Here is a 12,648-nt window from a genome sequence, read left to right as displayed (position 1 = left end):
CATCCCAAATCAGGGAATTTACAGGAAGTGTCCCAAGAGTCCGTACATATCTACAGTCGTCAGTCATTCTAGGTGTGACAGCTCTCATACCCAGCGACCGCGAATATTTAACTGAGTCTGGTATAAATGCAATGCTGGCAAAACCGCTGACCGCTTAGAACACGCTGTTCAGATGCACCTTGGAAAAGCGGCGACACCTCCGCCAAACGATGATCTTGAACAGTTCATGGATCCCGCCATGGCAAAGAAACTGAAAAAGCAAAGTGTTGCTGACGCAACGGATGCGCTAATGGCTTTGTCCGATCCAAATACATCGTGGGAAAAGCGTAGAGATGCCGCGCATTATACGGTTGGTTCAACTGGCATCGTTGGCTTTAACCAGCTTAGCGTACAGCTTTCCAATGCAGAGCAAGCAGCAAAGGACTCTGATCAAGCGACGCTGGACCTTTGCATTATCGAGTTAAAGAAAACTTTATCGATCTAGCTTATGAGAGCCAGAATTTGAGTAGGTTTCAAGGGTCATAAAGCTGGCGCACTTGTCTCCTAAATTAGCGAGACTGATCTGTCTCAGCCCCCCCCACTTCAGCTGCAAAACTCGCTTAAGTTCGCATCATGAAGTGTGTGCTAACCTATTTTCAAAAAATTTAGTTGGGGCACCTAGAACGATGCACGGAGCATCACCCTCCAAAACGGACCGCAGTGATATCAAAGACCGCAGGATCCTGATCGCGCAATCGCTCCGCCACCGCGGCCTAGCCGGTATCATAATCAAACACCGGCGTTTCTGAGGGATGTCATGCCTAATTTATCTTGGCTTACGTTGGTGCAGATAGGGCGTCTCCGGCCTTACTTTCCAAAGAGCAAAGGTAGTGCTCGTGTAGATGACAGGTGGTTTGGACGCCTGATCCACTGGCCGGCAGGGTAGCGGGCAGCAATTTCATCAGAAGATGCCAACCCTAGTAGGTTGCGCGGCCCCCCGACAGATCGAAAACAGCACCAGTGGTGAAACTATTTTCTGGCGACACGGCCCAGACGATCATCTCAGCGGCTTCTTTGACCTCCAAGAACCGACTGCGCGGTATTTTCGACAACATGTAGTCAATATGTTCTGCGCTCATCTGGTCAAAGATACGCGTGCGGGCGGCTGCAGGTGTGATGCAATTCACCGCGATGTCCATGTCTGCCAGTTCCTTACCCAACGATTTGGTCAGGCCAATCACTGCGGCCTTGGATGCAGAATAAGCCGACGCGTTCGGGTTGCCTTCCTTGCCCGCAATGGACGCGATGTTCAGGATACGGCCATAGCCCTGCGCCTTCATTCCTGGTACGCAGACGCGGTTCACGTAAAAGGTGCCGTTCAAATTGATGTCGATCACCTGATGCCATGCGTCAACGTCATAGGTTTCGACCGGCGCATTCGGTCCTGCTATTCCTGCGCTATTCACGAGGATGGTCGGCACACCAAGTAATTCGCACGTAGAGGCGTGGGCAGCTTCGACCGAGGCAAGATCAGTGATGTCACAAGAAATCGCCGTGCCCGGTTTTGGCAGGCCCGCCATTGCGGTCGTGTGCGTCGGGTCAATGTCCCAGCCCGCGACACGTACACCGCGCTCAGCCAGAAGTGTCGAAACAGCCAGACCAATGCCCTGTGCCGCTCCGGTGACGACGGCGACTTGGTCTTTCAAATCCATGGCTTAACCCCTTCCGATGAAAGGCATGTTCGTGGCCATTACGGTCATAAATTGCACGTTTGTATCAAGTGGTAACTGCGCCATGTGCACTACGGATCTTGCAATATGGGCGACGTCGATAACTGGCTCAATCGCCAATTGGCCATCGGCCTGCGGAACGCCCTTAGTCATTTTCTGTGCCATTTCCGTCAACGCATTTCCTATATCTATCTGTCCACAAGCGATATTGAACGGTCTGCCATCCAGCGACAAGGTCCGCGTCAAGCCGGTAATTGCATGTTTGGAAACTGTATAAGGCACAGACCCCCAACGCGGCACATATGCCGAAATAGACCCATTGTTGATGATGCGTCCGCCCTGCGGGTCTTGCTTGCGCATCAGGCCAAAAGCGGCCCGAGCTGCGATGACCGCACCCATCACATTGACGTCCAACACGTGGCGAATGTCGTCCACTTCCAGCTCATCAATCGGGGCAACCCCAAGGCTGACGCCGGCGTTATTGAACAGCGCATCTACATGGCCCCAATGGGCGACAGCTTTTCCAAACGCGGTATCGACTTGGGCATCGTCCGCGACGTCACAGGGCAACACCAGCGCGTCGGAATTATTCCCCGCGGTTTCCTCAAGGGGTGCTGCACGTCTCCCGACGAGGCCAACTTTCCAGCCCTCTGCTAAGAATGCTTTCGCGGTGGCGCGGCCGACGCCGCTGCCTGCGCCTGTGATAAGAATGGACGGCATGATAATCTCCCCCGTTTGATTCCGGACCCGCGATTTGCGGCATTGTCGTAGGCTGTCAATTTGGTATACCAAATGCAAGCCTAATTCGCCGCCTTGTCAACCTGCGGTGCCTCTTATGCAAAGGACACCTGATGATCGAAGAGCCAATACAGCTCACCTTGCGCACAAAATTTCCGCGCCCAACGGCGGCGCAAATTGCTGCATTCCGAGACGTGCCGACAGGGTTCGTGTGCGATGCAATGGACGGCGTTGGTGGCATGGAAACCACGATTTCGCCATTGCTCGACGCGCATATCGCAGGCTGTGCGGTGGTGGGGGATAATTGCTCGGGGGGTAACTTGGCAACCTTGGGCGCGGTGCATGTAATGCAAAAAGGCGACGTGGCTGTGGTGTCTCTAAAAGGCGATCAGTCTGTGGCGGCGGCCGGCGACATGGTCCTAGCGATGATACGGAATAAGGGCGGCATCGGTTTTGTAACCGACAGCCCAATGCGCGACCTTGTGGGCATTCAAGACGTCGGCCTGCCTGCGTGGTGCAGCGGTTTGAACCCAAATTCGCCCTATGCCAATGGGCCGGGGCGCGTTGGGTTTGATGCCAGCGTTGGCGGTCAAGTTGTGAATAGCGGTGACATCATTGTGGCCGATATCGATGGTGTCGTCGTCGTGCCACACGGGCGCATTGATAATGTGATCGCAAAGCTTTACGCAGTGCGTGCCGCTGAAACCGCGATGGAAGCCAAGGTCAAAGGCGGGTTCAACGAACAGTCACGGATTATTCAAATGCTGACCGATGGACGTGCCGTGATGGTCGATTGATCAGTCGCGGCCTTTGGCGGCCTCAACCTCCATATCCATGCCGTTCATCCGCGCGACATGGTCGACTAGCATCGGCACGTAATCACCTCCCTGCCCCAAGGCTTCGACATGGGTAAAGTAGTGTTTGGCAGCCCCCGCCATGACGTTGACTATGCCCGCCTCAGCCGCCATCGCGTTGACATAACGCAAGTCTTTGGACGCGTTTTCGATGGTGAATTTATGGATTTCGCGGTCGCGATCGACGGCGTAGGTCATGAACGTATCAAAGAAACCGTTCGACAAACGGCTTGATCCTATTACTTCGCGCACCTTCGAGGGCGGCAAGCCGACTGAGGCACCCAAAACGGTAGCCTCGGCATAAAGGGCGGCGTAACCCATTGAAATGAAGTTCATCAGCAACTTCATTTGGTGACCGCTGCCCGTGTCACCAACGTGGGTGATGTTACCCGCCCAGCACTCCAAAACGGGCTTGATCTTGGCAAAGGTAGCACCATCGCAACCGACCATAGCATCAAGCGTGCCAGCCTCGGCTTCCTTGGGGGTGCGTCCCAACGGCGCATCTACGAACGTAGCACCTTTTGCGTCCAACTCACCCGCCAAAACAGCTGTCGAGGTTGGGTCCGCAGTCGTTGTGTCGATCACGATCAGGCCGTTACGTGCACCTGCAAGAATACCATCATCTCCGCGGATCACCGCCTCGACTTGTGGCGACTTCGACAGGCACAAGTGGATGACATCGCAGTGCTGCGCCATCTCGCGCGGGGTTGCGGCCTCTTGCGCACCTTTAGCGATCAGGCTTTCGATCGGCGCACGGTTGCGGTTGCCTTTGATCCACACTGGATAGCCACCTTTAATAAGGTTGCTTGCCATGCCGTGACCCATAAAGCCCACACCAATGAAGCCAATTGTCATATCTTGTGCCATTTTGAAATCCTCCGGATACGCACCATTGACAAGGCCGCAACAAACCACGTTGATGAAATGGTATACCATCGTGGCAATGTTGCAAGCACGAGGCGCATAGGGGGATATGACATGAACATTCTGATACTCGGTGGTGGCGGTGTCTTAGGCCAAAAACTGGCATTGAATTTGGCCGCCAATCCAACCCTGAAGGGTCAGGCAATCACACAAATTACTTTGGCCGACTTGGTAGATCCGTCGAAGATTGACGCCCCCTTCCCTGTACAAACTGTCACATGTGATATCGCCGACGCCGCGTCCGTCGCAAAATGTGTAACAGCACAAACCGATGTGATTTATCTGCTGGCCGCGATCGTCAGCGCCCACGCCGAGGAAGATTTTGACGCGGGCATGAACATCAATCTGTTCGGGACCTATAATGTCTTGGAACGCTGCCGCGCCTTGGGAACTGTGCCGACGGTGGTGTTCTCCTCCTCGATTGCGGTCTATGGAGGCGAGGCTCAGGACCCACTTGGCGATCACAGCTACCCCAATCCGCAGACATCGTATGGGATGCAAAAAGCGGCGGGCGAGATGCTGATCAACGACTATTCCCGCAAAGGGTACATCGACGGTCGTGCGTTCCGATTGCCAACGGTTTCGGTACGTCCGGGTAAGCCGAACCGCGCGGCAAGTAGCTTTATGTCGTCGATCTTGCGCGAACCGTTAAACGGCCAAGAAGCGGTTTGCCCTGTGGACGCAGAATTCCTGCACTACTATATCAGCCCCCGCCGTTGCGTCGAAAATCTGGTCAAAGGAGCGGAATTGCACGCCGCTGAGATCGGCCAGAACCGTGTCATGCAAATGCCGGGCAAGACTTGGTCCATTGCGCAAGTCATTGAAGCGATGTCCGCCGTCGCAGGCACCGATCCCGCCAAACTGATCCGATGGGACCCGCAGCCCGACGTTAAACGGATCGTGTCAGGCTGGCGTTGGGACATCCATGCTGACAAAGCCCTTCGTTTGGGCCTGAAAGCGGACGACACATTTGAAGACAATATCCGCTACTATCTGGAAGACGATAAACCCACTGTCTAGCTGCGGTTCACTGCTCTTCTGAATGTTGCTAAAGCAGCCGCCAATTCTGGGAGATCTTTGGCGTAATCTTCTACTTGCTCACCTGCTTTTTGTGCAGCGGCGGCTTGACGTGAACTGATGATCCCTGCACCAGGTCCATCTGGATGGCTCATGATCCCAACGCCTGCGCAAAACAGGAAGTCGTCGTTGCTAGGCAATTCCATCGACAGCGCGCGCGGCCTTGGTCACGACGGTGTCATCCTTGGTAAACTAATTGGCCAAACCGTTTACATGCAGATGATCGCTGCCCGCCAATTGCCACAGTTTTTGCATTCCAGGATCGACGATCCCTACGTGCGGTGAGCGTTACATCAACCCTCATTCGTTACGATGCGCATGGATCGGCAACGGGCTATGATCGCATATTGCCCGCAAGCCTGCCAAGCCGATAAGGTTCAGCGAAGCCATAACAAAGCTCGCACCAAGGCATTCGAGCAGGTCAATGTTGCGGCGCATTACGTCGATCTCGTCAGTTATATTGAAGGCATACATTACCTAGCGCCCTGCCTTTTGCGCGGTTTTGTTTAAAACTTGCATCACCAGTTTGGCACTGTCGTCAAACGGACACGCAGGGCCTGTTGCCTTGCAGCTCGTCATCCTTGATGAAATCAATGCCAGCCTGGGCCAGTTCAATGGCAAGTGGGGCGGTTTGCTCGGCACTTAAGCCCACGCTTGGTTTTACAATCGTCCCAATCATCGGATCACTTGGCACACCCATCTGCTTTCGTGTTCCAGCGATTCCAAATTGAGGACCCACCCAACCTGATATCCACAAATCCCCTATCTCTCGCCCATTCAGTTTGATCTGAAGTTATTGGCGAAACCGAACCTGATACCACGGCCATCCGCCTGGCCAATCCAATGCCTTTGGCAATCGATGATCCAGCAAGCGCACCCGTTTTTTGAAAATGCGCGACCAATGCATAGGCGATCCCTTGCGAGCCGACCACAAATCGATGTCCCGCGTTCCACAAAAGCGCACCTGCCGACGCGACATCTGATCAATTGTGACCTCGCCCTGTGCCGTGGCTGAAATAGAGGCTGCGCGTTCTGGATCGGCCATGCGCGTCACGGGATGACAGGCCATTACGGGGTGTCTGTCCAAACGAAACACGCCAGTAGAGGTTTTACGCCTTAGATCATTAAGTAATGCGTTGAATACTAGCGGCTATTTCGTCTGGTTCGAAAACTCGCTTCCAGTCGTCTCGCACCAAGACCGGCTTGCCCGATTCAATTGCTGTGTTGCCGGCATCTGAGAATACGCCGCCCCGCACGACCTCGTCCATCGCTTCGCACATGACGTCTAGCAAGGATGCGCAGACGGTTTCTGATAAGCTCGGTTCTAGCAAGGCCATCTGTTCGACTGTGACACGGTAGCTGCGCGCAACGAGGGCGTAGATGGCACGGCCGAATTTTTCACGCAAAGCATAGTGATCCTCTGGGCCCTCCATAGCGGTGTCGATATCGACGCGATTAACGCCAACGGTGTCTTACAATCGGGTGCGTCCCGCTTCCGAAATTTCGACGTGAGCGACTTCAAAATCCGTCCCCGCAAGGTTTGCGGCACTGCGCACGCCCACCTTGCCGCCTGCACCCATCAGCACCAATTTTTCAGTCATGATATTTTCGTTTTTTAGCTTGCCGTTCGCGGTACCAAATGTAGACGCCGGCACCGATAATGATCAGCCCGCCGCACATAGTCCAAGCAGTTGGGTATGTGTTGAAAAAGACAATCCCTGCGAAAGCAGCAGAAAAGATTTGAATATAAATCACAGGGGCTAAAATACTGGCGTCGGCCAAGCGATGTGCAGAAGTCGCTAGAATATGTGCTGTGCCTCCGAAGATGCCGATCAATAAAAAGAACACCCAATCGGCTGTTTCCGTCGGCCAAACCCATTGCGAGAACGCGAACGGGGCCAGGCAAAACGTCGCAAGCCCTGATGCCCAAAGCTGGGATGTACTGTTGTTTTCGATACCCGCGAGTTTGCGCGTCATCAGAAAATAGATCGACGCGCCAACCAAGGCCCCAAGGTTCAACAACATCGCAGGATGAAATCCTGTTCCCCAAGGCCGCATGACAACGATGACGCCTAAGAACCCTACACAAACGGCGGCGATGCGGTGGCGTCCTACCTTTTCGCCCAGCATAGGAATGGCCAAAAGCGTGACCAAGATAGGTCCCGCAAACATGATCGTCGTCGTGACTGTAATTGGTAAATACTTGAGGGCCATGAAGTTAAGGCAAGTGCCGGTGAACAAACTGGCCGAGCGCAAGACCTGTAGCTTTGGACTGTGCGACCTGAAGGCGGATAGCCCTTCGCGCGGCACGAATACCACGATGGCCAGCAAGAAGTGGATTGCATAACGCAGGAACGCCACTTGCATTGCCGACAGCCCCGCCAACACCAACCATTTGGCTGAGGTATCGATCATCGTGAACAACATCACCGCCAGCGCCATAGACCCAAGCCCGAGGAGGATCCGTTCTTCCCGGGGTGCGACGGTTTGGGCCATAGTTTCAGATCACAAGAACATGGTGATAATGTTGGGCCAGACCAACAAAGTTGAAAGCGCCAACAGCTGCAGCATGATGAACGGCAGAAAGCCACGGAAAATATCTGTCAACGAAATCTCAGGCGGAGCAACAGACTTGAGGTAGAAGGCTGCTGGTCCAAAGGGAGGTGACAAGAAGCTGACTTGCATGTTCATACAAAACACAACCCCGAACCAGATCGGGATGTAGCGTGCTTCGATGCTGCCGAGGAACCCGATTTCTTCGGCAGGTAGCCGCACAACGATGGGTAGGAACACTGGCATGATCAACAACACGATGCCGACCCAGTCCATAAACATACCCATGATTAAGAACACTAACATCATCATCAAGATGATCCCCATCGTCGGTAGGTCTGCCCCGATAATCAAATTCGCAACATAAGTTGGCCCACCGACAAGCGTGTAGGCCGCGGCCAATGCTGCTGCCCCGATAGTCACCCAGATGATCGTACCTGTAGATTTGAGCGTACGGATCAAGCTATCCCAGACGATATCAAACGTCATCTCGCGACGGATCATACCAATGGTGAATACGGCAACCACGCCCATTCCCGCAGCTTCGGTGATCCCCGTGATGCCGCCATAAATTGAACCCAAGACAACGCCGATTACAACGATAGGGGCGATCAAGCCTTTGCCCATGTCCCAACCGCGTGCGGTACGTTCACGGCCAACAACTACAAAAACGATCAAGGTAAAGATCACGAATGCACCGACAATCCAAGGAATATCAGCAACCATCCCCAGCGGGATCGGATCTTCGTTTTCGCGGATTGCGTTGTCGCCAGTCAGGGTAAAGAAAACCGCACGAAGGAATAAAACACCCATCACCCACATCGCAAAGCGCGAGATGAAGCCAAGGAACATCAGACCCTTTTCGGAGCCTTCAGGTTCACCCGGGATCGGATCCGGCAAGGGGGCTAAGGATGTGTTCATCCGTGTGCGTATCAGAATATAGAGAATGAAGAACGAAGCTAGCATAAAGCCTGGCAAGAACGATGCGGTGAACAACGCCTTGATGGAAGTTTCGGTCACCAGACCATAGAAGATCAAAACGATCGACGGTGGGATCATGGTTCCCAGTGACCCCGACGCACAAATCGTACCAATCGCAAGGTTGCGATCATACCCCAGACGCAACATCTGCGGCAAAGCAATCAGGCCCAGTAGAACAACCTCACCACCAATAATGCCCGACATCGCCGCCATAATGACCGCCATGATAGACGTGGCGACAGCGATACCGCCGCGCATCCGGCTCATCCAGACGTTCAGTGACGAATACATGTCCCGCGCAATACCGGATCGTTCCAGCATTGCGGCCATAAAGATGAATAACGGCACCGATATCAGGACGTAGTTCGTCATTTGCCGATAAACCGCCTGCCCCAAGACAGACAGCGGACCACGCCCAAAGTCGCCCCATAAAAGATCAGGTGGGAACTTAAGCGCCAGTGTTACGACTGCTAAGAAGGCCGAAGCGAAACCCAGCGGCATGCCGATGGACAGCAAGGCAAACATACCCAGCAGAATGATGAGAGAGAGTGTACCAATATCGACCATTAGTTCTTTTCCTCAAGTGTACGGCGGATGTTTTCAATTTCAGCTTCGTCGATCTCGTCGGCCGGTGTGTGCGATTCAGGTGCCTTGTTCCAATCTGCGAACAGGTTGGACACGGCTTGAATGCAGACCAATACGATGATGATGAGCAAAGCGGGTTTGACGATACCAGGGATGGGTGGATCCCACGCGGTGCCAAAGGTTTCCATGCGCATGAAGCGGTTCTCTGCATCGGTATAGCCGCCCCAAACAAGAGCGAATGTGAATGCAACGATCAACAGGACAGAGATACAGTCAGATGTCTTTTGCATCCACCAAGGCATCATATCGTAGATGATATAAATGCGGATATGGCTGCGCTGCTGCATTGCATAAAGTCCCGCAAGAAGGAAAACAAAACAGGCGATCCATAAGGATAGTTCATTGGCCCAAAGCGTGGGCCGCGAGAATACGTAGCGCGAAACAACTTCGTAGAACATAACCAGCACGATAAACGCGGTCATGATCATCGCAAGGCGACCCAGCACAACCGACACAAGATCAAAGACCCCGTCAGGCTTTGTCTCAATCGCGCCTTTGGTGTCGGACAAAAAGAGCGAGGCAAACAGCAGAGATAACCCAAACATTGTCAACATCAGCTGGACAAGAGGCTTGCCAGCAGGACGGATCATTTCAAACATGCCATAGGCATCTTCAGTGAACATCTGTTGACCAATTAGAAGAAGATAAAGCAAAAAGGTGATCGAACAAAAGACGATCATTCCAGTCTTTATGGGCCCGCGCAACTGCCCAAGAAATAGCGAATTGTTCTGCATCATATGCCTCCCCGCATGATCATGTCTTCGGTAGAAAAAGGCGGGCCCAAACAGGACCCGCCTTGATCGTTATTTGGTAAAGCGAACCAGACGTTACTCGCCGATCAGACCCAACTGCGTAAGATAAGCTTTGTGGCTTTTCACAAGCGCATCGGCCTCTGGGCTACGCGTCGCCCAATCATCCCATGCAGCTTGAGCTGCAACGCGGAACGCAGCGCGGTCTTCAACTGACCATGCATACAAAGTGACGCCTTGCTCTTGGAGCATAGCAGCTGCTTCGGTGTTAGCTTTTTCGTTGGCCATAGCAATCTGGAAGGAAAGCTTTTGCCATGCAGTATCAATGATACGGCGCTGTGATTCGCTCAGGCCCTCCCACACAGCTTGGTTACAAGCAAGGTGGTCAGATGGCATAGAGTGGAAGCCTGGATAGTTGGCGTGCTTTACGATGTCATACAGACCCAGACCAACGTTGTTTGCCAAGCCGGATGCATCCGCACCGTCGATGATACCTGTCTCAAGCGCGGTAAAGATCTCAGTGAAATCCATCACGATTGGCGAGGCACCCATCTTTTCAAAGATCTCCGTTTCCATGCCCGGAGGTGAACGGAACTTCCAACCGACAAGGTCAGCAGGACCTGCAATAGGCTTGGATGACGCGAATGATTCCTGACCGTAAACGGCCCAACCAATCAGCTGCATACCTTGCGCGTTGTAAAGTTCCTGAGCCGCTTCGTAGCCGTTACCATAATATAGCCAGCTATACTGCTGCCATGGCGTATCATAACCACCCATGATGTCGCCCACGAATTGGAACGCTGGGTTTTTACCGGTCTGATACGCGCCGCCTGTTGCGTCACAATCAAGAATACCGTTGATCGCCGCATCGAATGTTTCAACCGTTGCAACAACGGATGATGAATAGAACATCTCAATTGAGATTTCGCCACCAGACATGGTCTGAACGTCATCGATCCAAGTGGCCAACATCTTGCCTGTTGGGTGCTCAGTCGCGTAGTGCGTTTGGATGCGCAATGTCACATTCTCAGCAAGTGCAGCACTTGCCAACGTCGCGCCGGCAACTGCCGACATAAGTAATGTCTTGAGTTTCATCTTAATATTCCTCCCATGGCGACAATTTTCGCCGTTAGCGAATTCACCCATCCTCTCAGACCGTGAATCACGATGGTATACCATCTGGAATTGACGTTACTCACTGCTTGATCGACAAGCAACAAGATTCGGTATACCAAATTTTCAACATAAAATGTACTTCCAAGCACCTTATTCAAAAGACGGGGGCGACAAAAATGTCAGATCAAACGCTACCAGAAAAAATAGCCAATCAACTGCGTCGCGACATTTTGCGAGGACGGTTAGCGCCTGGCGATTCTTTGAAAGAGCGCGACAAAGCAGCGGATCTTGGCGTCAGTAGAACCCCGATGCGTGAAGCAATTCGCATTGTTGCGCGCGAAGGCCTGATCACCTTGCGCCCTGCCCGCAGTCCGATTGTCGCAATGCCAGATGTCAAAGCTGTTACCGACGATGTCGAGGTTCTTCTGTCCGTTGAAAAGCTATCAGGCAAGTTGGCCTGTGAACGTGCCACAGACGCGGACATTGAAGGAATTGCTGTGATCACGCAGCACATGGACAATAACTTTACTACCATGGACCCCCTCGACATGTTCGAGATCGACATGAGTTTTCATTCTGCTATCGCGAAAGCATCGCATAATGAACCTCTGGCAGAAATCCACAGTCGGTTTTTGGCGCGTCTATGGAGGGCGCGTTTCCTTGCAGCAATAAAGCGTCGTAACCGCACTAAAGTCATCGCACATCATACCGCTATTCTGGCAGCCTTGCGCGCGCGCGATGCCGTTGCCATTGATGCTGCAATAGGAACGCATTTAGACCAACTGTCCAAAGACATCGCTGACGTGATCCGCCGCGAGCATCAAGATTTGCAGGACAAAGCCGACCAGCAAGCCGACTGAAGCTAGTGGATCAAAGACCCGCCGTTCACATCAATCTCTGATCCCGTCACATAGGATGATAAATCCGACGCCAAGAACAAACAGCACCCCGCCACATCCTGCGCCGTGCCCGCGCGCCCCATCGGAATGCCATCCAACACGTGCGCACGCATCTCGTTGGTTAGCTTGCCTGCGGTGATGTCGGTCGCGATAAAACCCGGGCAAATCGCGTTCGCGCGGATGCCGTCGGGTGCCACTTCCCGCGCCATCGCTTTGGTCAGCCCCAAAATACCAGCTTTTGCCGCTGAATAATGTGGCCCGCCGAAAATGCCCCCACCTCGTTGCGCGGAAACGGACGACATATTCACAATGCTGCCCAACCTGCGTTCACGCATATGCGGTAGGAGAGCTTGCGACATATAAAGTGTACCGCGCAGGTTCACATCCAGCACATCATCGTAGT

At 53.3% G+C, this 12,648-nt stretch carries 19 protein-coding genes and 1 pseudogene; 6 read left to right on the top strand and 14 right to left on the bottom strand.

From position 1 onward, the window contains the following. Window positions 1-172 precede the first annotated feature (172 nt). Window positions 173-484 (top strand): hypothetical protein, encoded by a 312-nt coding sequence (locus tag QZ279_RS08665; protein WP_293449969.1) that lies wholly within the window; start codon window positions 173-175, stop codon window positions 482-484. Window positions 485-796: 312 nt separating this feature from the next. Further along, window positions 797-889 (top strand): annotated as a pseudogene (locus tag QZ279_RS08660) (IS5/IS1182 family transposase); the annotation flags it as partial. 67 nt (window positions 890-956) lie between these two features. On the opposite strand, the gene QZ279_RS08655 reads toward QZ279_RS08660, so the two are convergent. Together QZ279_RS08655 and QZ279_RS08650 are read right to left on the bottom strand one after the other, a co-directional pair. Continuing rightward, the gene (locus QZ279_RS08655; RefSeq protein ID WP_293449968.1) at window positions 957-1,691 is read right to left on the bottom strand and encodes an SDR family NAD(P)-dependent oxidoreductase; all 735 of its coding nucleotides are present in this window, start codon (window positions 1,689-1,691) and stop codon (window positions 957-959) included. A gap of 3 nt (window positions 1,692-1,694) precedes the next feature. Continuing rightward, on the bottom strand, window positions 1,695-2,429 hold the full coding sequence (locus QZ279_RS08650; protein ID WP_293449967.1) for an SDR family oxidoreductase: 735 nt from the start codon (window positions 2,427-2,429) through the stop codon (window positions 1,695-1,697). A gap of 131 nt (window positions 2,430-2,560) precedes the next feature. Here QZ279_RS08650 and QZ279_RS08645 point away from each other — a divergent pair, with 131 nt between their 5' ends. After that, window positions 2,561-3,244 (top strand): RraA family protein, encoded by a 684-nt coding sequence (locus QZ279_RS08645; protein WP_293449966.1) that lies wholly within the window; start codon window positions 2,561-2,563, stop codon window positions 3,242-3,244. On the opposite strand, the gene QZ279_RS08640 is transcribed toward QZ279_RS08645, so the two are convergent. Beyond that, on the bottom strand, window positions 3,245-4,168 hold the full coding sequence (locus QZ279_RS08640) for an NAD(P)-dependent oxidoreductase (RefSeq protein ID WP_293449965.1): 924 nt from the start codon (window positions 4,166-4,168) through the stop codon (window positions 3,245-3,247). A gap of 111 nt (window positions 4,169-4,279) precedes the next feature. Here QZ279_RS08640 and denD point away from each other — a divergent pair, with 111 nt between their 5' ends. Beyond that, window positions 4,280-5,245 carry a D-erythronate dehydrogenase gene (gene denD / locus QZ279_RS08635; RefSeq protein ID WP_293449964.1) on the top strand — a complete coding sequence of 322 codons (966 nt, stop codon included), beginning with the start codon at window positions 4,280-4,282 and terminating at the stop codon, window positions 5,243-5,245. On the opposite strand, the gene QZ279_RS08630 is transcribed toward denD, so the two are convergent. Next, window positions 5,242-5,397 carry a RuBisCO large subunit C-terminal-like domain-containing protein gene (locus tag QZ279_RS08630; RefSeq protein WP_293449963.1) on the bottom strand — a complete coding sequence of 52 codons (156 nt, stop codon included), beginning with the start codon at window positions 5,395-5,397 and terminating at the stop codon, window positions 5,242-5,244. The genes denD and QZ279_RS08630 overlap by 4 nt on opposite strands. Between QZ279_RS08630 and QZ279_RS08625 the strand changes: the two genes are divergently transcribed. After that, a complete protein-coding gene (locus QZ279_RS08625; protein WP_293449962.1) occupies window positions 5,396-5,587 on the top strand; it encodes a hypothetical protein in 192 nt (63 codons plus the stop codon). The two genes, QZ279_RS08630 and QZ279_RS08625, sit on opposite strands and share 2 nt — an antisense overlap. Before the next feature lie 15 nt (window positions 5,588-5,602). Here the strand turns inward: QZ279_RS08625 and QZ279_RS08620 are convergent, their stop codons facing one another. From QZ279_RS08620 to QZ279_RS08585, 9 genes are all read right to left on the bottom strand, one after another. After that, complete coding sequence (locus QZ279_RS08620; RefSeq protein ID WP_293449961.1) at window positions 5,603-5,776, bottom strand: hypothetical protein; 174 nt, start codon at window positions 5,774-5,776, stop codon at window positions 5,603-5,605. Window positions 5,777-5,840: 64 nt separating this feature from the next. Further along, the gene (locus QZ279_RS15725; protein ID WP_366513914.1) at window positions 5,841-5,981 is read right to left on the bottom strand and encodes a RuBisCO large subunit C-terminal-like domain-containing protein; all 141 of its coding nucleotides are present in this window, start codon (window positions 5,979-5,981) and stop codon (window positions 5,841-5,843) included. Window positions 5,982-6,095: 114 nt separating this feature from the next. Further along, window positions 6,096-6,371 carry a hypothetical protein gene (locus QZ279_RS08615; RefSeq protein ID WP_293449960.1) on the bottom strand — a complete coding sequence of 92 codons (276 nt, stop codon included), beginning with the start codon at window positions 6,369-6,371 and terminating at the stop codon, window positions 6,096-6,098. A gap of 55 nt (window positions 6,372-6,426) precedes the next feature. Then, window positions 6,427-6,735: a phosphogluconate dehydrogenase C-terminal domain-containing protein gene (locus tag QZ279_RS08610; protein WP_293449959.1), complete on the bottom strand. Its 309-nt coding sequence runs from the start codon at window positions 6,733-6,735 to the stop codon at window positions 6,427-6,429. 39 nt (window positions 6,736-6,774) lie between these two features. Continuing rightward, window positions 6,775-6,903: a hypothetical protein gene (locus tag QZ279_RS08605; RefSeq protein ID WP_293449958.1), complete on the bottom strand. Its 129-nt coding sequence runs from the start codon at window positions 6,901-6,903 to the stop codon at window positions 6,775-6,777. Then, complete coding sequence (locus QZ279_RS08600; RefSeq protein ID WP_293449957.1) at window positions 6,896-7,798, bottom strand: DMT family transporter; 903 nt, start codon at window positions 7,796-7,798, stop codon at window positions 6,896-6,898. The genes QZ279_RS08605 and QZ279_RS08600 overlap by 8 nt, the downstream gene beginning before the upstream one ends. Window positions 7,799-7,807: 9 nt before the next feature. Beyond that, a complete protein-coding gene (locus QZ279_RS08595) occupies window positions 7,808-9,403 on the bottom strand; it encodes a TRAP transporter large permease subunit (protein WP_293449956.1) in 1,596 nt (531 codons plus the stop codon). Next, window positions 9,403-10,104, bottom strand: coding sequence for a TRAP transporter small permease (locus QZ279_RS08590; RefSeq protein WP_293449955.1), 702 nt, complete (start codon window positions 10,102-10,104; stop codon window positions 9,403-9,405). The genes QZ279_RS08595 and QZ279_RS08590 overlap by 1 nt, the downstream gene beginning before the upstream one ends. A 204-nt stretch (window positions 10,105-10,308) precedes the next feature. Continuing rightward, on the bottom strand, window positions 10,309-11,325 hold the full coding sequence (locus QZ279_RS08585; protein ID WP_293449954.1) for a TRAP transporter substrate-binding protein: 1,017 nt from the start codon (window positions 11,323-11,325) through the stop codon (window positions 10,309-10,311). Window positions 11,326-11,522: 197 nt separating this feature from the next. Between QZ279_RS08585 and QZ279_RS08580 the strand changes: the two genes are divergently transcribed. Continuing rightward, entirely contained in the window at window positions 11,523-12,206 is a 684-nt protein-coding gene (locus QZ279_RS08580) for a GntR family transcriptional regulator (RefSeq protein ID WP_293449953.1), read from the top strand. A gap of 2 nt (window positions 12,207-12,208) precedes the next feature. Here the strand turns inward: QZ279_RS08580 and QZ279_RS08575 are convergent. Beyond that, window positions 12,209-12,648: SDR family oxidoreductase (locus QZ279_RS08575; RefSeq protein ID WP_293449952.1), on the bottom strand; the 440-nt coding region annotated here is incomplete at its 5' end.

This window comes from Planktotalea sp. (assembly GCF_018607965.1).
GTDB lineage: Bacteria > Pseudomonadota > Alphaproteobacteria > Rhodobacterales > Rhodobacteraceae > Planktotalea.
The sequence above is the reverse complement of the archived record's forward strand: the minus strand, read 5'-3'. Positions and strand labels throughout refer to the sequence as shown.

Coding starts and splice junctions, on each gene's coding strand:
- QZ279_RS08665 (WP_293449969.1), top strand. CDS start 173: ATGCACCTTGGAAAAGCGGCGACACCTCCGCCAAACGATGATCTTGAA.
- QZ279_RS08655 (WP_293449968.1), bottom strand. CDS start 1,691: ATGGATTTGAAAGACCAAGTCGCCGTCGTCACCGGAGCGGCACAGGGC.
- QZ279_RS08650 (WP_293449967.1), bottom strand. CDS start 2,429: ATGCCGTCCATTCTTATCACAGGCGCAGGCAGCGGCGTCGGCCGCGCC.
- QZ279_RS08645 (WP_293449966.1), top strand. CDS start 2,561: ATGATCGAAGAGCCAATACAGCTCACCTTGCGCACAAAATTTCCGCGC.
- QZ279_RS08640 (WP_293449965.1), bottom strand. CDS start 4,168: ATGGCACAAGATATGACAATTGGCTTCATTGGTGTGGGCTTTATGGGT.
- denD (WP_293449964.1), top strand. CDS start 4,280: ATGAACATTCTGATACTCGGTGGTGGCGGTGTCTTAGGCCAAAAACTG.
- QZ279_RS08625 (WP_293449962.1), top strand. CDS start 5,396: ATGATCCCAACGCCTGCGCAAAACAGGAAGTCGTCGTTGCTAGGCAAT.
- QZ279_RS08630 (WP_293449963.1), bottom strand. CDS start 5,397: ATGAGCCATCCAGATGGACCTGGTGCAGGGATCATCAGTTCACGTCAA.
- QZ279_RS08620 (WP_293449961.1), bottom strand. CDS start 5,776: ATGTATGCCTTCAATATAACTGACGAGATCGACGTAATGCGCCGCAAC.
- QZ279_RS15725 (WP_366513914.1), bottom strand. CDS start 5,981: ATGATTGGGACGATTGTAAAACCAAGCGTGGGCTTAAGTGCCGAGCAA.
- QZ279_RS08615 (WP_293449960.1), bottom strand. CDS start 6,371: ATGGCCTGTCATCCCGTGACGCGCATGGCCGATCCAGAACGCGCAGCC.
- QZ279_RS08610 (WP_293449959.1), bottom strand. CDS start 6,735: ATGGAGGGCCCAGAGGATCACTATGCTTTGCGTGAAAAATTCGGCCGT.
- QZ279_RS08605 (WP_293449958.1), bottom strand. CDS start 6,903: ATGACTGAAAAATTGGTGCTGATGGGTGCAGGCGGCAAGGTGGGCGTG.
- QZ279_RS08600 (WP_293449957.1), bottom strand. CDS start 7,798: ATGGCCCAAACCGTCGCACCCCGGGAAGAACGGATCCTCCTCGGGCTT.
- QZ279_RS08595 (WP_293449956.1), bottom strand. CDS start 9,403: ATGGTCGATATTGGTACACTCTCTCTCATCATTCTGCTGGGTATGTTT.
- QZ279_RS08590 (WP_293449955.1), bottom strand. CDS start 10,104: ATGTTCACTGAAGATGCCTATGGCATGTTTGAAATGATCCGTCCTGCT.
- QZ279_RS08585 (WP_293449954.1), bottom strand. CDS start 11,325: ATGAAACTCAAGACATTACTTATGTCGGCAGTTGCCGGCGCGACGTTG.
- QZ279_RS08580 (WP_293449953.1), top strand. CDS start 11,523: ATGTCAGATCAAACGCTACCAGAAAAAATAGCCAATCAACTGCGTCGC.